This is a genomic window from Flavobacterium keumense (assembly GCF_029866485.1).
In the GTDB taxonomy this organism is placed as follows: domain Bacteria; phylum Bacteroidota; class Bacteroidia; order Flavobacteriales; family Flavobacteriaceae; genus Flavobacterium; species Flavobacterium keumense.
In genome coordinates this window covers 858,914-876,493 of record NZ_CP092332.1, presented here as the reverse complement: position 1 = coordinate 876,493, position 17,580 = coordinate 858,914, and the positions used below count along the sequence as shown (strand labels likewise).

Genomic DNA, 17,580 nt, shown 5'->3' with positions numbered 1-17,580 from the left:
TATTCTTATCAGATCGAATCTACTAACAAGAATAAAAAACTTTAGTTTATATTTGCAAATTAAACAAGGATTTGACTCTTGTATATGAACTTTAGATTGAATAATGAAACACATTAGAAATTTTTGCATAATTGCCCATATTGACCACGGAAAAAGTACACTTGCTGACCGATTACTTGGCGCAACCCAAACCGTAACCGCTCGTGAAGAAAAAGCGCAATTGTTAGACAATATGGACTTGGAGCGCGAACGTGGAATTACCATTAAAAGTCACGCTATTCAGATGGAATACACCTACAAAGGCGAAGAGTACATCTTGAACTTGATTGACACTCCGGGACACGTAGATTTTTCGTATGAGGTTTCAAGAAGTATTGCTGCTTGTGAAGGCGCTTTGTTGATTGTTGATGCCGCACAAAGTATTCAGGCACAAACCATTTCTAATTTGTATTTGGCTTTGGAAAACGACTTGGAAATTATTCCAGTCTTAAATAAAGTAGATTTACCTAGCGCTAACCCAGAAGAGGTAAGCGACGATATTATTGATTTATTGGGTTGTAAACTAGAAGATATTATTCACGCTTCAGGAAAAACAGGTTTTGGTGTAGAAAATATTCTAGCTGCCATTATTGAAAAAATTCCTGCTCCAAAGGGAAACAAAGACGAACCTTTACAGGCATTAATCTTTGACTCAGTATACAATCCTTTCCGCGGAATTGAAGTTATTTTTCGTGTGATTAATGGCGAAATTAAAAAAGGGCAAAAAATCAAGTTCATGGCTACGGGTAGTGAATATTTTGCAGATGAAATTGGTACGCTAAAATTAAATCAAGTTCCAAAACAAGTAATTTCGGCAGGAGATGTTGGCTATTTAATTTCTGGGATTAAAGAAGCAAAAGAAGTAAAAGTAGGAGATACTATCACTGATGCTAAAGAACCAACCCAAAATGCCATTCATGGTTTTGAAGATGTAAAACCAATGGTTTTTGCTGGTATTTATCCCGTTGATACCGAAGATTATGAAGACTTGCGTGCTTCTATGGAAAAACTACAATTGAACGATGCTTCTTTAGTTTTTCAGGCAGAAAGTTCGGCTGCTTTAGGATTTGGTTTCCGTTGTGGATTCCTAGGTATGTTGCACATGGAGATCATCCAAGAACGTTTGGAACGCGAATTTGACATGACTGTAATTACAACGGTACCTAACGTTTCTTATTTGGCTTACACCAAAAAAGATCCAGAAACACCGCTTATTGTTAACAATCCATCAGACTTACCTGAACCTTCCAAATTAGACCGAGTAGAAGAACCTTTTATCAAAGCAACTATTATTACCAAAGCTGATTTCGTAGGAAACGTAATGAGTTTGTGTATTGAAAAACGAGGGTTAATCACCAATCAAACTTACTTAACTCCTGAAAGGGTCGAATTGAACTTTGACATGCCTTTGGCTGAAATTGTATTTGATTTTTATGACCGTTTGAAAACCGTTTCTAAAGGATATGCGTCTTTTGATTATTCACCTATTGGAATGCGTACTTCTAAATTGGTAAAATTAGATGTACTTCTGAATGCACAAACGGTAGATGCGCTTTCTGCTTTGATTCATGAAGATAACGCGTACAATATTGGTAAAAAAATGACCGAAAAATTACGCGAATTGATTCCGAGACAGCAGTTTGACATTCCAATTCAAGCAGCAATTGGAGCCAAAATCATTGCGCGTGAAACCATCAAAGCCTTACGTAAAGACGTTACGGCTAAATGTTACGGAGGGGATATTTCGCGTAAGCGTAAATTATTGGAAAAACAGAAAAAAGGGAAGAAACGTATGCGTCAAGTAGGAAATGTAGAGATTCCTCAAGAAGCATTTATGGCGGTATTAAAATTGAACGATTAGAATATACAAAGTATAAATTTAAATCCTAATGACGAAAGTTGTTGGGATTTGTTTTTTCTACAGATGTATGCCTAAAAAACTTTGTACCTTTGTTGCTTTAAATTTGTTATCCTACCATGATTGAAGATAAAAACCCACAACGCACCAGCATTTCGCAATTAGGCGAATTCGGATTGATTGATCACTTGACCAAAAACTTTGCAATTACACAACCTTCTACACTAAAAGGAATTGGAGACGACGCGGCTGTCTTAGATTTTAAAGACAAAAAAGTAGTGGTTTCAACCGATATGTTGGTGGAAGGAGTTCATTTTGATTTGGCCTATATGCCTTTGAAACATTTGGGCTACAAAGCAGTCGTGACTAATGTATCTGACATCTGTGCCATGAATGCCAAAGCCACACAAATCACAGTTTCGATTGCGGTTTCCAATCGTTTCCCTTTGGAAGCCTTAGAAGAATTATTTGAAGGTATCACTTTGGCTACTAATGAATATAAAGTGGATGTAATTGGTGGAGACACCACCTCATCACAAAAGGGATTGATTATTTCTATTACCGCTATTGGAGAAGCTGATGCCACCGAATTAACCTATAGAAACGGAGCCCAATCGACCGATTTATTAGTAGTAACAGGCGACATTGGCGCAGCATATATGGGATTACAAGTCTTGGAAAGAGAAAAACAAGTGTTTTTAGTAAACCCTAATTCACAACCTGATTTGGATGCTTATACCTACTTAATTGAACGCCAATTAAAACCAGAGGCTCGGAAAGACGTCCGTACTTTATTGCATGCACTTGAAATCAAACCTACTTCCATGATTGATATTTCGGATGGATTGTCGTCTGAGATTATCCATTTGTGCAAACAATCAAAAGTTGGATGTAATTTATATGAAGACAAATTGCCTTTAGACCCTCAATTTATTAACGTGTGTGAAGAATTTAATATTGATAGTACTACCGTTGCTTTAAGTGGCGGCGAAGATTATGAATTATTGTTTACTATAAAAATGGATGACTTTGACAAAATAAAAGGGAATCCAAACTTTTCTGTCATTGGACACATGACACAAGAAAGCGAAGGCATACATTTGGTTACCCGTGCCAATACTAAAATCCCATTGAAAGCCAGAGGATGGAATGCCATTACAGAATAATTGTTTTATTCAAATATTTCTCTATTTTAGCTGTATTATTTAACACTCAAATCTCACCAAATTATGAAAAAACTAATCACTACAATTTGCCTGTTTTCTTTCCTTCTTAGTTTTAGCCAAGACCAAAAAATCGCAACTTCTAAAAAATACGAAATAAAGGGAAATGCTTTTTTACTTCTTGCAGGAGCTTTGGATAGTAGCTATGAAAGATACCTAAATGACAATAGTAGTTATGGTGCCAGTATATTCATCGCTTATGACAAAGATTTAGATAAAAAATTCAGTTTGACTCCTTACTATCGCGTCTATTTTGGAAACAAAAAAGTGTCTGGTTTTTTTGTAGAGGGTTTTGGGATGATTAACAATTACAAAACAAAAGCCTATACGTTAGAGAACATGAACTATGTAGCTTTAAGAAATGCCACAGTTAATGATTTTGCGTTAGGATTTACTCTTGGAGGTAAATGGATTACTAAATCTGGCGTTATATTTGAACTCAACGCTGGTCTTGGTAGAAATCTTTTTTACAAAGAAGATAACGTAGACCGCATGGAATTTATAGGCCGTGGCGGAATTGGTATCGGTTATCAATTTTAAAAAATAGGAACAAAAAAAGTCCCAAACTGAATTAAATTTGGGACTTCTTGATATTTCGTACATCTAATATCGTACTTCAAACATTTACTGGTTCATCTTCATTAACCAATTTTTCATTGAAACTTCGTTCTCAATAATAGCTTTCAAGTCGGTAATTTTAACACGGTCTTGTTTCATAGTATCTCTATGACGTATAGTAATCGTTTGGTCTTCGGCAGTTTGATGGTCCACAGTGACACAGAAAGGGGTTCCTAAGGCATCTTGTCTTCTGTAGCGTCTTCCTACCGCATCTTTCTCATCATAAGTCACATTGAAATCCCATTTCAAATCAGCAATAATTTGTTGGGCTATTTCTGGTAATCCATCTTTTTTTACCAATGGTAAAATCGCTGCTTTTGTTGGCGCCAATACCGCTGGCAAGCTTAAAACAGTTCGTGTTGAACCATCTTCTAAAGTTTCTTCTTTTAATGAAGTAGCAAAAACAGCTAAGAACATTCTGTCTAATCCTACGGAAGTTTCTACTACATACGGCACATAATTTTGGTTCAGTTCCGCATCAAAATATTGTAATTTTCTACCCGAGTATTGTTCGTGTGCTTTCAAATCAAAATCAGTACGCGAGTGAATTCCTTCTAATTCTTTGAATCCAAAAGGAAAATCAAATTCAATATCAGCAGCCGCATTAGCATAATGTGCTAATTTTTCGTGATCGTGAAAACGGTATCTTTTCCTAATCCCAAAGATAAATGCCATTTTAAACGGGTAGCTTTCCAATGTTCGTACCATTGCATTTCTTCGCCTGGACGTACAAAAAATTGCATTTCCATTTGTTCAAACTCACGCATACGAAAGATGAATTGTCTTGCTACAATTTCGTTTCTAAAGGCTTTACCTGTCTGAGCAATCCCGAAAGGTACTTTCATTCGCCCTGATTTTTGAACGTTCAAGAAATTGACAAAAATTCCTTGAGCAGTTTCTGGGCGCAGGTATAAATCCATAGCATTTTCTGCTGACGCTCCGAGTTTTGTTCCAAACATTAAGTTAAATTGCTTTACATCTGTCCAATTTTTTGAACCTGACTCAGGACAAGCAATTTCTAACTCTTCAATTAATGCTTTTACATCGGCTAAATTTTCGGTCTCTAAAGAACGCGCCATTCTCTCTAGAATAGCTGTTTTTTTTGACAAATACTCTATCACACGTGGATTAGTTGTTTTGTACTGCTCTTCATCAAAGGCAGCACCAAAACGCTCCTTAGCTTTGTCTATTTCTTTTTGGGCTTTTTGATTTAATTTTTCTGCATACTCCTCAATCAAAACATCAGCACGATATCTTTTCTTTGAATCTTTGTTGTCAATCAATGGGTCGTTAAAAGCGTCAACGTGACCTGATGCTTTCCAAGTCGTTGGATGCATCAAAATTGCTGCGTCCAATCCAACAATATTCTCGTTCATCTGAACCATTGATTTCCACCAATATTCACGAATATTTTTCTTTAACTCTACTCCGTTTTGTGCATAATCATATACTGCACTCAAACCATCGTATATTTCGCTTGACGGAAAAATAAATCCGTACTCTTTTGCATGCGAAACGACATTCTTAAATAAATCTTCTTGTTTTGCCATAGTGATGCAAAAATATAAAAAGTGTCCTTAAAAAAAGAAAATACTTAAAGTTTGAATGCTTGATTTTCTTAATTTTATGTTTCCTAACCCAAATCGTATGTTCAAAAGCCTCCTACATTTATTTTTCCCGCCTATTTGCGCGGGTTGCAAAACCGTTTTGATTACTAACGAAAACGTAATTTGCACCAATTGCCGACACGAAATTCCGCTTACCCAACACCATTTGAATCCTGAAAATGAAGCTTTCAAGAAATTTTATGGTCGAATCCCTGTCGAACACGTTTCGGCTTTATTGTATTTTCATAAAAAAGGAATTGTACAAGAATTAATTCATAGTTTGAAATACCGAGGCCAAGAGGATATTGGCACCTTTTTAGGCGAATGGTATGCCGAAGAATTAAAAAATCACCAATTGCTCCAAACCGTTGACTTCATTATTCCCGTGCCTTTACATCCAAAAAAGTTACGTGAAAGAGGTTACAATCAAGTAACTGAATTTGGAAATGCATTAGCGAAATCACTACATATTCCAGTAAATAATACAATTTTATTTCGGCAAGTGTATTCCAAAACCCAATCCCAAAAAAATCGTTTGGGCAGAACCGAAGGAATTGATTCCGTTTTTGATGTTTCGTTCTCTGAAAAGGACCACAACCAACATTTTCTTTTGATTGATGATGTTATTACCACTGGGGCTACCTTAGAAGTTTGTGCCAAAGCGTTGTTAAAAATTCCTGGAGCGAAAATTAGTATTGTTTGTGTATGGCAATGGCAGATTCGTAATAACCCTTCTGCTTATTTTGAATTATTTACATAGGTTTTAAAATACCCACACTCATTGATCACTTCTTGATATTGTTTTTTTGTATTTATTTTTTAAATTTTTAAACCCATCCCAAGCCAAAAAATTAATTTTTTATATCACTATTTTTTGGTATATGCTTTTTCATATTTTTTAGCATAAAATTCGTTACGCTCACATTTGGCTAATAAATAGTAACATTTTGCTTTTTGCTCGTCTGTTATGGCAGCTGCCAACGCTTTTTTATAATAGTATGTAGCCCAATAACAATCTGTTCTAGAATAAGTATCTAATCCATACCCATTTATTTTTCCTTCATAAAAAATGCGTGCATTACCAAAATAAGTGATGTTATAAAAGGTATTTCCTAATAAAAGAGCATTGGAAAAAACCTCTTTATTTTGTGCAATATTATCCTGCATCTTTTTCATAATCTGAAGCAATGCTAACCTTGAATATTTTACTTTCTGATATTCGGCATGCTCACAATCATGACAATCTTGTATTCTACCATTGAATGGATTACCATAAAAATGACCATAAGTAGTAGATTGCTCCATAAAACGGATTGCTTCTGAAATTTTATTTTAAAAGTTGCTTCCACTGCTTGAAAATCATTAATATCAGATAAGCCAAAAGTATATATCTTGGTTGCCAACGTCAAATGGTGTTTTATTTGGTTTGGACAGAAACGATTTCATCTAGCTGAGAAGGCACTTGGTAAAATCCTGATTTTGGCTGGAATAATTCTGCCATTACTATATTAATTTTTGCTGTTGATATAAATTTGCAAACTGCTCTCATAAAACGAAAATCCTTTGGAGCATTTTTAGTACACTCTAAATATAACCATTGTAAATCTGGCAAAAGAGCTAACTCATCTTCGACGGTTATGTTTTGCAAAGCAAACCATTGATTCATAAATCGTAATAATCGTAGTTGATTCTTAGCTAAAAGGGTAGAAGGCATTTGTTTCTGTTTTTTTATAACTATTCTTAGCTAATTCAAAATCGCCTTTCAATGTTTGAAGGTAACCCACTGCTAAATGCTATAAATACGGTTTAGATGTTTTCTCTGCCAGTGCAATCGTGTTGATTAATTGATAGGCATCTTCTTCAATTGCTGTTTTACAATTATTTTTAATTTCAAAAATGCTTTTCCTATTTAAATCAAAATCCAATTTACGTTCTTGAATATTGATTAATCGAGTTAATAAATAATGTAAATGCTCGCTCTTTGGATTTAAATGGTAGATTTTTTTCTAAGCTAGCTTTTCATGCCAAAGCATGCAAAAGCTTGTCCAATCGGATTGTTCTTGTGGATGAAAACAAGTAGCAGCAACTACTCGTAAAGGTGGGCATTTATCAAAAACTTGACTGAATAAATAATGGATTGTGCATACTGTTTTTGTTTGTTTTGATTGGTATTCCAACTCTGTAATACAATTTTTTTGGTGTTTTCCCTTTGTTTTTTCAAAAAAAGCCTTCGCTTTTTCTAGATTTTGACTATAATAATACCCTTTTATTGTCTGAAACCAATACCTATTTCTCATAAAAGAATCAGTCGCTGTTTCGTATTTATTTTGAATATTTTTTTCATTTTTATTGTATAATAGAATTTCGAACGCTTTTGAAGCACTTTTATTTCTAGCTAATATAAAACTGTATAAAACTTTTAGTTTTTGGATCGTTTAATTTTACTTTTCTCTCCCATTGGTTAACTAAGGTTGTTTTTTTATTGGTAGCATAATAGACACGGAGTTCTTTAACCGTTTTTGAACTGGATTCTAAAAGAAAATAACGTACCCATTTAGGATGACAGCTTCCTTTTAAAAACGTAGTCCATTCAGCTAAAACCTCATTATTAAAGCGGGTAACATGCTCCGTATCAAATCCAATTCCATAAAAATATTCATAATTAGAAAAAAATAATGGCGAATACGATTTATCCACAAAAGTTTCTGGAGTAAAACTTGAATTTCCATCGTAGTCCCAATCCCAATAATCTGCACAAGCATATACAATTCCGTAAAAAAACAATCCACAAAGGCTAAAAACAAGTACACAGTTTCTCAAAAATGTTGTCTTCATAATGGTTCAAATTAAATTCGTCTAAATCGTAAACAATAATTTCCGTTGGCTTTACTCTCAGGTTTTCATTTAGTTCTTGAGCCATTTGCAAAAGAATCCCATCTGAAACCGATTCGGGCTTCAATTTATCGCCCTTTCTATAAAAAACTCCATGTTTAAAATTGGAAGAAACTACCTCCAACCAATTGTTTTTTAAAGAAATAAAATGCTTGTCTTTTTCAAAATCGTACCAGTTAATTTTATTTCTCAGCCCTATAACTTTCTCGTTTCGAATATGAATTGCCCAAGAAAAAATAGGCAAAGCCACATTCAATCTCAAAGGATACTTTTTCAAACTCGACAAGTAGCGTTGGGCGATTTCTGAATCGTAAATAGAATTTTTGGGATTCGGAGCAATTGCTCCCATATTGTAAAACATCAACACACCATAATCAACAGTTGGAATGCCTGTTTTCTTAAAATATTTAACTTGATGTAATCGAATAGTAGCTGATAATTTTTTCTTGGACACCTCTTTCAATTCCTTCAAAAAGCTTAGGTACCTTTCCTTTGTCGATTCTGTCCAATCACAATCAATTTGGATTTCAGTAGTTGAAATTTGATTTTTTCGATTAATTTGACCAATAAAATCAACTATTTTTTGGGCTAAATCTCGTGTATTGATTTCCAAAGATTTAAAAACCTTATTTTTAATATAAACTACAGGAATAACCTGAAAAGAATTGATTTTCTGCTCAAAATGGATAGGGCTTACTGGATACGGAAAACCAGTGTCGGGGTGCAAATCAACATCAAAATAACGAATGTAAATTTTTGTTACTTTATTTGCTGAAAGAGTTTGATTTTCTTTTTCGGAAAGCTGAAAATTAGTTTTCCAATAATAAAATGAAAGTCGTGGTTTATCTTTGTTTTGACAAGAAAACAGAAATACACAAAAAAAAATAAGGGGCAATATTTTTTTCAAAAACAAATCTTTTAGAATTCAAATTTACATTTTCTTTTACAAATAGAATTATTAATCTCTTTAATAAATAAGAGAAAGATTTTTTTATAAAAATTATAACACAATTACATTTCTTATTTAAAAGTTAAATCCCTAATTTTGAATTCACTTTTTTTGTTTCACTTAAAAAAATTATATCATGGCTTTTGAATTAGCACCATTACCTTACGCATACGATGCGTTAGAACCGCATATTGACGCACGCACTATGGAAATTCACCATACAAAACACCACAATGCGTATACTACTAACTTGAATGCAGCAATTGCAGGAACTGATTTAGAAGGAAAGACAATCGAAAATATTTTGATTAATTTAGACAAAACCAACGCAGCAGTTCGCAATAACGGTGGTGGTTTTTACAATCACAATTTATTTTGGTCAGTAATGTCTCCAAATGGTGGTGGTTTACCAACAGGCGAATTATTAGAGGCAATCGAAACTTCTTTCGGTTCTTTTGAAGAGTTTAAAGCTAAATTTGCTAAAGCGGGCGCTACACAATTCGGTTCAGGATGGGCTTGGTTGTGTGTACACAAAGGGGGTAAATTAGACATTTGTGGCACTCCAAATCAAGATAACCCTTTAATGCCAGGTGTAGGATGTGGCGGAACGCCAATCCTTGGAATGGATGTGTGGGAACACGCTTACTATTTGCACTACCAAAACAGAAGACCAGATTATATCGAAGCTTTCTTTAATGTAATCAATTGGACGGAAGTAAATAGACGTTTTGCTCTAGACAAATAATCTTTCGAATAAAAATTAAAAATCCGCGGATGACCTCAGCGGGTTTTTTTTATGCCTCCCATTGCGAGGAGGAACGAAAAGGCAATCTTATTTTGTACCTCTTACAGCAGATTCTTAGATTGATCTTTTCCTAAAACTGATTAAAGGATTTTTGGATTCGTATTCGAGTTCAAAAACAGCTTATTTGAAAGGGTAAAAAAATAAAAGAGGAGGAATTGCTTCCTCCTCTTTTGCCCCAAATCTACCATAAACTCAACCTACTAATGTAAATGGTAGTGTAAAGGTATGTCTGTAATTCCCATAAATCAATTTATTTAGACAAACAACCTAAATACTCGACAAAAGGACTTTCTATCTATTTTAATACGCCCTAGCGTCTTTCCCTTCGTAGAAATTCATAAAAGCACGATTCACTACTCTATTTCCACCTGGAGTTGGATAATCTCCTGTAAAATACCAATCTCCTAAATTTTTAGGGCATGCTGTATGTAAATCTTCTACCGTTTGGAAAATAATTTTTACCTCTGCATTAATTTCTGGAGAACTCAGCATCTCTGCAATTTTATCTGAGATTTCTTCTGGAGTAAAAGGTGCATAAATAGCCGTAACATAATTAACCACCTCAGCATCTTTGAAGTTTTCTTGTGCTTTACACTTGGTATACACTTCGTCAACAATATGGTATAAATTACGTTCTTTCAGTAATTCCAAAGCAGCTCTAAAGGCAACTAAACCTTCTAGTTTTGCCATATCAATTCCGTAACAATCTGGATAACGAATTTGTGGTGCCGAAGATACAATCACAATACGTTTTGGTTTCAAACGATCCATCATTTTGATTATACTCATTTTCAGAGTGGTTCCTCGAACAATACTATCATCAATAATAACCAAATTATCTGTTGGTTTTATCACTCCGTACGTCACATCATACACGTGAGCCACTAAATCGTCACGACTACTATCTTCGGTAATAAACGTTCTTAGTTTTGCATCTTTAATAGCTACTTTCTCTGTACGAATTTTGACTTTTAAAAGCTCTTGTAAGGTTTGCGCGGTTAAAGTATTTCGGTTTTTGAGTATATAATCATTTTTTCTTTGGTTCAAGAAATCCTGAGCTGCCTCAACCAATCCGTAGAATGAGGTTTCGGCTGTATTTGGAATATACGAAAACACCGTGTTATCTGTATCTTGATCAATGGCTTTTAAAACCGATGGCAAAATTAATTTCCCTAATTTTTTTCTTTCTTGATAAATCTCTGCATCACTTCCTCTTGAAAAATAAATACGTTCAAAGGAACAGGCTTTTTTTACAGTAGGTTCTAAAATTTGATCAATAGAAGTACTTCCGTTTTTCTTAATAATTAAAGCATTCCCTGGCTCAATCTCTTGGACACTTTCAAAAGGCACATTAAAAACGGTTTGGATAACAGGTCGTTCAGAAGCTACTACCACTACCTCATCATCTTGGTAATAATAGGCTGGGCGAATTCCAGCTGGATCTCTAAACACAAAAGCATCTCCATGACCCAAAAGTCCCGCCATAGCATACCCCCCATCTAGATTTTTAGAGGCGCGTCTTAAAATTCGAGCTACATCTAATTTCTCGGCAATAACAGGTGAAGCCTCTCTTTTATTTAAACCCGCATTTTTACATTCTTGGTACAAATCGGTTACTGCATCATCTAAGAAGTGTCCGATTTTCTCCATTACCGTTACCGTATCTGCCATTTCTTTTGGGTGCTGACCCAATTCAACCAAGCTTTGGAACAATTCTTTAACATTGGTCATATTAAAGTTTCCTGCCAAAATTAAGTTTCGGTGCATCCAGTTATTCTGACGCAAAAAGGGATGCACACTTTCAATACTGTTTTTACCAAAAGTACCATAACGCACATGCCCTAAAAACAATTCTCCTAAATACGGAATATTGGCTTTTTGAAGTGCTACATCATTCAAGTACTCAGGATGTAAATTGATTTCTGAATTAATTCTTTCATTAATTTGAGCAAAAACATCTTGTATGGGCTGTGATGCATTAGAACGCACACGACTGATGTATCTTTCACCCGGTGCTACGTCTAATTTAATACTCGCAAACCCTGCTCCGTCTTGTCCACGATTGTGTTGCTTTTCCATCAACAGATACATTTTTTGTATTCCGTAAAAAGCTGATCCGTATTTTTCTTTGTAGAATTCAAGCGGTTTTAAAAGCCTCACTAAGGCTATTCCACATTCGTGTTGTAAAGCATCGCTCATTGTTGTATAATAATTGGTTGTGTTGTTTTATTTTTTTATAAAAATGCCCCGAAAATTCGAGGCATAGGTTATTATAATTCGATATCAAATTGTGTCAATGATTTGAATTGTTGCAATCTAGATACTACTTCGTTTTTATCTAAAGCAAGCATTCTTTCTGTTCCAAATTTCTCTACACAAAACGAAGCCAAATTGGAACCATAGATTACTGCATTTTTCATGTTTTCAAACGATACGTTTTCGCTTTGTGCAATAAATCCTGTGAACCCCCCTGCAAACGTATCTCCCGCTCCAGTTGGGTCAAAAACTTCTTCTAAAGGCAGTGCTGGCGCAAAAAATACATTCTCATTATGGAATAATAAGGCGCCGTGTTCTCCTTTTTTAATTACAATATATTTAGGCCCCATGGTATGGATTTTAGCCGCTGCTTTCACTAATGAATATTCTCCCGAAAGTTGTCTCGCTTCCTCATCATTAATCGTGATTACGTCAATACGTTTCATCACGTCTAATAATTCTGGTAAGGCGCAGTTCATCCAAAAGTTCATTGTATCTAAAACAACTAACTTAGGTTTTACTTCCATTTGGTCCAAAACACTACTCTGTACCAATGGGTGTAAATTTCCTAACATCACTACTTCAGCGTCTTTAAAATTTTGAGGTACTTTAGGTTGAAAATCTGCCAATACATTCAATTCAGTTGCTAAGGTATCTCTAGAATTCAAATCGTTGTGGTACAAACCACTCCAAAAGAAAGTTTTACCTCCTTGAACGACTTCAAGACCTGAAATGTCAATATTTCGAGCGGTCAATAAATCCAAATATTCTTGTGGAAAATCGTCTCCCACTACTGAAACAATTGCCGATTGCAAATTGAAAAAAGAAGCCGAAAGCCCAATATAGGTTCCTGCTCCACCTAAAATTTTATCTGTTTTACCAAACGGAGTTTCAATAGCGTCGAAAGCAACCGTTCCAACAATCAATAATTTGTTCATTATTTTAGTTTCGAAATTAAGGGGCAAAGATAGTTTATAAGTTTTAGAGTTGCAAAGGTTCAAAGAAGCAAAGTGAAGGGAATTTTACATCCTATAAATTGTACTATTACAGCAACTTCTGCTCTTCTTTTTCGTAAAATTCGTCCACCGAAAGTGATTTTTGAGTCGAAGCCATAACCGCTAATGCATCGCAACGCTCGTTTTGAGGATGGTTGTTATGGCCTTTGATCCATTTAAAATCAACTTGATGCTTTTTGTAAATCAATAAAAAGCGTTTCCACAAATCGGGATTTTTTTTTCCAACAAAACCTTTTTTCTCCCAACCAAAAACCCATTTTTTTTCTACTGAATCTACTACATATTTAGAATCGGAAACCACAAGAACTTTAGTGTTAGGATTTTTTAATTTTTCGAGACCAACAATTACTGCCAATAATTCCATTCTATTATTAGTAGTATGGCGAAAACCTTCATAGAATTCTTTTTTGTACGGTTGTCCCACCCATTCCATAACTACGCCATAGCCTCCAGGACCTGGATTCCCTTTTGCAGCGCCATCGGTATATATATGAACCTGGTGTGACATATTAAGGTTATGAGGTTATAAGGATAGGATTCAGATTGCTACTGACTTATCCGTTAGTTATCAATTTTTCAATCACTACTGGAAAGTGATCTTGTTCCAATTCATGGATTTTAGCAGCAACTACTTCGGGAGTATCGCTAATTAAGACTGTTACTTCTTTTTGAAAAATAATATTGCCTTCGTCATAATTTTCATTAACATAATGAATGGTAATTCCTGTTTTAGGCTCTTTATTAGCAACAACAGCATTATGCACATGCATGCCATACATGCCTTTACCTCCGTATTTTGGCAATAAAGCTGGATGAATGTTTATTATTTTATCCGGATAAGACGTAACAATACTTTCAGGAAATTTTAATAAAAAACCAGCTAAAACTATCAAATCAGGTTGAATTGCATTTATTTTTTGTAATACTTTTCCTGTTTCTAAATCGTTTTTGGAAAAAACTTGAGTAGGAACATGATACTTTTCAGCTCTTTGAATTACTTGAGCATCGGCTTTGTTAGTAAATACCGCTACTACTGAGGCTATACCTGTTGATTTAAAGTGTCTAATAATATTTTCAGCATTGGTTCCTGAACCCGAAGCAAACACCAGAATTTTTTTCATTGTTTCAAACGATTTATGATGCAAAAAAAGGCATAAAAATTGGAAAAAAATAGCATTCCTAAAGCTTTGTTAAAATAATTTTTATATTTTCGTTCGCACATTTATTAACTAAATAGTTGTTTTAAAATAAAGTTTTTTATTTTTGCCAACAAATTAAATTCTAAAATTAAAAATTATGTCAGACATTGCATCAAGAGTAAAAGCGATTATCGTAGACAAATTAGGTGTTGACGAAAACGAAGTTGTAACAGAAGCAAGCTTCACTAACGATTTAGGAGCTGACTCCTTAGATACTGTAGAACTTATCATGGAGTTTGAAAAAGAATTTGATATTCAAATTCCAGACGATCAAGCAGAAAACATCGCTACTGTAGGTCAAGCAATCTCTTACATCGAGGAAGCTAAAAAATAATATTAACACACCCGATACATTTTTTTGTACTCGGGTGTTATTATTTTTATTAATTTTAAATTGGTGATTGAAGTTCAATCAAAATCATATATAATCCAACACCCACAGCTCTTTTGTACTACTAATACAGAGAAATAGCGTGGGTTTTGTTTGTTTAAAGATAAAAAAGAGAAGCTATGAAATTACGTCGCGTGGTTGTTACAGGTTTAGGAGCCCTTACTCCTATTGGAAATACCATTCAAGAATATTGGAACGGGCTAATTAATGGCGTTAGTGGTGCCGCCCCAATCACTTATTTTGACGCTTCAAAATTCAAAACACAATTTGCTTGTGAGCTTAAAAACTTTAATGTTGAAGATTTTATTGACAGAAAAGAGGCTCGCAAAATGGACCGCTATGCTCAATATGCTATGGTATCTTCGGATGAGGCAATGAAAGATGCTAATTTTGATTTAGATACAATAGATAAAGATCGTGCTGGGGTAATTTGGGGTTCTGGAATTGGAGGACTAGAAACATTTCAAATTGAAGTCTTGAATTTTGCTGCTGGCGATGGAACTCCAAAATTTAATCCCTTCTTTATTCCAAAAATGATTGGTGATATTGCCTGTGGACATATTTCTATAAAATACGGTTTTAGAGGCCCTAACTTTGGAACCGTTTCTGCTTGTGCCTCTTCAACCAATGCTATTATTGATGCGTTCAACTATATCCGATTAGGACATGCAGATGTAATGGTAACAGGTGGTTCTGAAGCAGCAGTAACTATTGCTGGTATGGGAGGTTTTAACGCTATGCATGCCCTTTCTACCAGAAATGATGACCCAAAAACTGCTTCAAGACCAATGGACAAAGACCGTGACGGATTTGTACTTGGCGAAGGAGCTGGAGCGTTAATATTAGAAGAATATGAACATGCAATAGCTCGTGGCGCTAAAATTTATTGTGAAATTGGCGGAGGCGGAATGTCAGCTGATGCGCATCATATTACGGCACCACATCCAGAAGGATTGGGAGCTAAAAATGTAATGTTAAACTGTTTGAGAGATGCCGGTTTACAACCAACAGATGTAGATGGTGTAAATATGCACGGAACTTCAACTCCTCTAGGAGATTTAGCCGAGTCTAAAGCGATTGAACAAGTTTTTGGCGATCACGCTTACACTATGAACTTGAATTCGACTAAATCAATGACAGGTCACCTTTTAGGTGCTGCTGGAGCAATTGAAACTATCTCATCTATTCTATCGTTGAAATACGGGATCATTCCTCCAACAATCAATCATTTTACAGATGACGAAAACATCAACCCAAAATTGAACTTTACTTTTAATGTAGCTCAAAAAAGAGACGTTAAAGTATTAATGAGTAACACTTTTGGTTTTGGTGGACACAATGCCTGTGTTTTGGTTAAAAAATTGGATTTCTAAAATAGTACTATGCTTAGTATTAGAAAAATATTTTCAAAATCCCGTTCTCTTGAAGACGGGATTTTTTTTGGTGCTGTCGAAAAAATCCTCGGTTTTTCCCCTAAGAATATTGATTTCTACAAAAAAGCATTCACGCACCGTTCCTCTAATATTTTAGACGAAGGGGGTAATCCAATGAATTATGAACGTTTAGAATTTCTTGGAGATGCGATGCTAAGTGCTGTAATTGCCGCACACTTATTCAATGAAGTCCCTACAGGAGATGAGGGTTACTTAACCAAAATGCGGTCTAAAATTGTGAGCCGGGAACACTTGAACGAACTGGGCAAAGACTTGAATTTAGTTCAATTGGTTGAAAGTAAAGTCCCTGTTCAACATTTTGGCGATAATATCCATGGTAATATTTTTGAAGCATTAGTTGGTGCGATTTATCTAGACAAAGGATATGATTTTTGTAAGGAGTTTATCTATAAAAAAGTAATTGTCCCTTATGTTGACATCGCAAGACTAGAAGGAAAAGTGATTAGTTATAAAAGCTTAGTAATTGAATGGTGTCAAAAAGAAAAAAGACAGTTCCATTACGATATTTTTGAAGATAACGGAATTAATGGAGAACGACTCTTTGGGGTAAAATTAAGTATTGATGAAAAAGTAATTGCCAAAGCACGAGCCTCTTCAAAAAAGAAGGCAGAAGAAAAAGCTTCTCAAAGGGCTTATTTTGCATTTCAAGAAAAAATAGATAAAAAATAATACGATTTTCTTCAACCTACAACGTTTTCGTTGATAATTTAACAAAAACTAGTGCTTTTGCCTTATATAAGCTAAAATAGAAGTAGTATATTTACAACTTATTTTGTGATGAGATGGCCATTCATAAATTAGATCTTGATGAATTTGATGAAATAGATTATCATCTAATTGCCATTCATACCACATTGGAAGATTACCGATTGGCTTATTTTATTAATCAACATTTTCCAATTAATTTAAGTAAAAGCAACGAAGAGATTCACATTAGTGTTAAAGAAGGTGAAACTCAATTTTCAAGATTTTACTTTAATGATGAAGATAATTTCATCTCTTGGAATTTAATACAAAACAAGAATGAAGTTATTGGACAAAAAACAATAATTAACCAAGATTTATTCTCTGACAGTACTCAGGAAGTGGCTACAAAAGTATTTTTACTTCCCGAACTTAAGAAGGTGGATTATTTTTTGAAAATAGAAAGTGATGAAGATGATGTGATAATTGCTGACATCTTAAAACAATTAAAAAGAATTAAAAGTTTATCAACAGTGTATGTTGTGGACCCAGAATCTATAAAATCTAAAAACAATTTAATTTTTTAATA

At 34.5% G+C, this 17,580-nt stretch carries 17 protein-coding genes and 1 pseudogene; 9 read left to right on the top strand and 9 right to left on the bottom strand.

From position 1 onward, the window contains the following. The first annotated feature begins 103 nt into the window (after positions 1–103). From lepA to MG292_RS03745, 3 genes are all read left to right on the top strand, one after another. Entirely contained in the window at positions 104–1,900 is a 1,797-nt protein-coding gene (gene lepA, locus MG292_RS03755) for a translation elongation factor 4 (protein ID WP_264534033.1), read from the top strand. Positions 1,901–2,016: 116 nt separating this feature from the next. Beyond that, positions 2,017–3,063 carry a thiamine-phosphate kinase gene (thiL, locus tag MG292_RS03750; RefSeq protein WP_264534034.1) on the top strand — a complete coding sequence of 349 codons (1,047 nt, stop codon included), beginning with the start codon at positions 2,017–2,019 and terminating at the stop codon, positions 3,061–3,063. Between the two features lie 63 nt (positions 3,064–3,126). Continuing rightward, the gene (locus MG292_RS03745) at positions 3,127–3,660 is read left to right on the top strand and encodes a DUF3575 domain-containing protein (RefSeq protein ID WP_264534035.1); all 534 of its coding nucleotides are present in this window, start codon (positions 3,127–3,129) and stop codon (positions 3,658–3,660) included. An 84-nt stretch (positions 3,661–3,744) separates the two neighbouring features. Here the strand turns inward: MG292_RS03745 and MG292_RS03740 are convergent. Continuing rightward, positions 3,745–5,288 (bottom strand): annotated as a pseudogene (locus MG292_RS03740) (glycine--tRNA ligase). Positions 5,289–5,445: 157 nt separating this feature from the next. Here MG292_RS03740 and MG292_RS03735 point away from each other — a divergent pair. Beyond that, positions 5,446–6,105, top strand: coding sequence for a ComF family protein (locus MG292_RS03735; RefSeq protein WP_425287151.1), 660 nt, complete (start codon positions 5,446–5,448; stop codon positions 6,103–6,105). 107 nt (positions 6,106–6,212) lie between these two features. Here the strand turns inward: MG292_RS03735 and MG292_RS03730 are convergent, their stop codons facing one another. From MG292_RS03730 to MG292_RS03715, 4 genes are all read right to left on the bottom strand, one after another. After that, positions 6,213–6,650: a hypothetical protein gene (locus MG292_RS03730; RefSeq protein WP_280158190.1), complete on the bottom strand. Its 438-nt coding sequence runs from the start codon at positions 6,648–6,650 to the stop codon at positions 6,213–6,215. A gap of 112 nt (positions 6,651–6,762) precedes the next feature. Then, entirely contained in the window at positions 6,763–7,059 is a 297-nt protein-coding gene (locus tag MG292_RS03725; RefSeq protein WP_280158188.1) for a hypothetical protein, read from the bottom strand. Positions 7,060–7,736: 677 nt separating this feature from the next. Further along, positions 7,737–8,180 carry a hypothetical protein gene (locus tag MG292_RS03720; RefSeq protein ID WP_280158187.1) on the bottom strand — a complete coding sequence of 148 codons (444 nt, stop codon included), beginning with the start codon at positions 8,178–8,180 and terminating at the stop codon, positions 7,737–7,739. Then, positions 8,140–9,144 carry a hypothetical protein gene (locus MG292_RS03715; RefSeq protein ID WP_264534039.1) on the bottom strand — a complete coding sequence of 335 codons (1,005 nt, stop codon included), beginning with the start codon at positions 9,142–9,144 and terminating at the stop codon, positions 8,140–8,142. The genes MG292_RS03720 and MG292_RS03715 overlap by 41 nt, the downstream gene beginning before the upstream one ends. Before the next feature lie 178 nt (positions 9,145–9,322). Here MG292_RS03715 and MG292_RS03710 point away from each other — a divergent pair, with 178 nt between their 5' ends. Next, positions 9,323–9,931: a superoxide dismutase gene (locus MG292_RS03710; RefSeq protein WP_264534040.1), complete on the top strand. Its 609-nt coding sequence runs from the start codon at positions 9,323–9,325 to the stop codon at positions 9,929–9,931. 360 nt (positions 9,932–10,291) lie between these two features. Here MG292_RS03710 and MG292_RS03705 read toward each other — a convergent pair whose 3' ends face one another. The 4 genes from MG292_RS03705 to purN form a co-directional block, all read right to left on the bottom strand. Next, positions 10,292–12,190, bottom strand: coding sequence for an amidophosphoribosyltransferase (locus MG292_RS03705; RefSeq protein WP_264534041.1), 1,899 nt, complete (start codon positions 12,188–12,190; stop codon positions 10,292–10,294). A 71-nt stretch (positions 12,191–12,261) separates the two neighbouring features. Next, the gene (locus tag MG292_RS03700) at positions 12,262–13,185 is read right to left on the bottom strand and encodes a PfkB family carbohydrate kinase (protein WP_264534042.1); all 924 of its coding nucleotides are present in this window, start codon (positions 13,183–13,185) and stop codon (positions 12,262–12,264) included. 106 nt (positions 13,186–13,291) lie between these two features. After that, positions 13,292–13,771 (bottom strand): ribonuclease HI, encoded by a 480-nt coding sequence (gene rnhA / locus MG292_RS03695; RefSeq protein ID WP_264534043.1) that lies wholly within the window; start codon positions 13,769–13,771, stop codon positions 13,292–13,294. Between the two features lie 46 nt (positions 13,772–13,817). Beyond that, entirely contained in the window at positions 13,818–14,384 is a 567-nt protein-coding gene (gene purN / locus MG292_RS03690) for a phosphoribosylglycinamide formyltransferase (RefSeq protein WP_264534044.1), read from the bottom strand. Positions 14,385–14,559: 175 nt separating this feature from the next. Between purN and MG292_RS03685 the strand changes: the two genes are divergently transcribed. The 4 genes from MG292_RS03685 (at position 14,560) to MG292_RS03670 (ending at position 17,578) form a co-directional block, all read left to right on the top strand. Then, positions 14,560–14,796, top strand: a complete 237-nt coding sequence (locus MG292_RS03685; protein WP_007137004.1) for an acyl carrier protein — start codon at positions 14,560–14,562, stop codon at positions 14,794–14,796. A gap of 176 nt (positions 14,797–14,972) precedes the next feature. After that, positions 14,973–16,226: a beta-ketoacyl-ACP synthase II gene (gene fabF, locus MG292_RS03680; protein WP_264534045.1), complete on the top strand. Its 1,254-nt coding sequence runs from the start codon at positions 14,973–14,975 to the stop codon at positions 16,224–16,226. Between the two features lie 9 nt (positions 16,227–16,235). After that, positions 16,236–16,976: a ribonuclease III gene (gene rnc / locus MG292_RS03675; protein WP_264534046.1), complete on the top strand. Its 741-nt coding sequence runs from the start codon at positions 16,236–16,238 to the stop codon at positions 16,974–16,976. Between the two features lie 113 nt (positions 16,977–17,089). Further along, on the top strand, positions 17,090–17,578 hold the full coding sequence (locus MG292_RS03670; RefSeq protein ID WP_264534047.1) for an IPExxxVDY family protein: 489 nt from the start codon (positions 17,090–17,092) through the stop codon (positions 17,576–17,578). The last annotated feature ends 2 nt before the right edge of the window (positions 17,579–17,580 follow it).

Bases quoted from the DNA above. Each gene is read 5' to 3' on its own strand.
- lepA (WP_264534033.1), top strand. From the start codon at position 104: ATGAAACACATTAGAAATTTTTGCATAATTGCCCATATTGACCACGGA.
- thiL (WP_264534034.1), top strand. From the start codon at position 2,017: ATGATTGAAGATAAAAACCCACAACGCACCAGCATTTCGCAATTAGGC.
- MG292_RS03745 (WP_264534035.1), top strand. From the start codon at position 3,127: ATGAAAAAACTAATCACTACAATTTGCCTGTTTTCTTTCCTTCTTAGT.
- MG292_RS03730 (WP_280158190.1), bottom strand. From the start codon at position 6,650: ATGGAGCAATCTACTACTTATGGTCATTTTTATGGTAATCCATTCAAT.
- MG292_RS03725 (WP_280158188.1), bottom strand. From the start codon at position 7,059: ATGCCTTCTACCCTTTTAGCTAAGAATCAACTACGATTATTACGATTT.
- MG292_RS03720 (WP_280158187.1), bottom strand. From the start codon at position 8,180: ATGAAGACAACATTTTTGAGAAACTGTGTACTTGTTTTTAGCCTTTGT.
- MG292_RS03710 (WP_264534040.1), top strand. From the start codon at position 9,323: ATGGCTTTTGAATTAGCACCATTACCTTACGCATACGATGCGTTAGAA.
- MG292_RS03705 (WP_264534041.1), bottom strand. From the start codon at position 12,190: ATGAGCGATGCTTTACAACACGAATGTGGAATAGCCTTAGTGAGGCTT.
- MG292_RS03700 (WP_264534042.1), bottom strand. From the start codon at position 13,185: ATGAACAAATTATTGATTGTTGGAACGGTTGCTTTCGACGCTATTGAA.
- rnhA (WP_264534043.1), bottom strand. From the start codon at position 13,771: ATGTCACACCAGGTTCATATATATACCGATGGCGCTGCAAAAGGGAAT.
- purN (WP_264534044.1), bottom strand. From the start codon at position 14,384: ATGAAAAAAATTCTGGTGTTTGCTTCGGGTTCAGGAACCAATGCTGAA.
- MG292_RS03685 (WP_007137004.1), top strand. From the start codon at position 14,560: ATGTCAGACATTGCATCAAGAGTAAAAGCGATTATCGTAGACAAATTA.
- fabF (WP_264534045.1), top strand. From the start codon at position 14,973: ATGAAATTACGTCGCGTGGTTGTTACAGGTTTAGGAGCCCTTACTCCT.
- rnc (WP_264534046.1), top strand. From the start codon at position 16,236: ATGCTTAGTATTAGAAAAATATTTTCAAAATCCCGTTCTCTTGAAGAC.
- MG292_RS03670 (WP_264534047.1), top strand. From the start codon at position 17,090: ATGGCCATTCATAAATTAGATCTTGATGAATTTGATGAAATAGATTAT.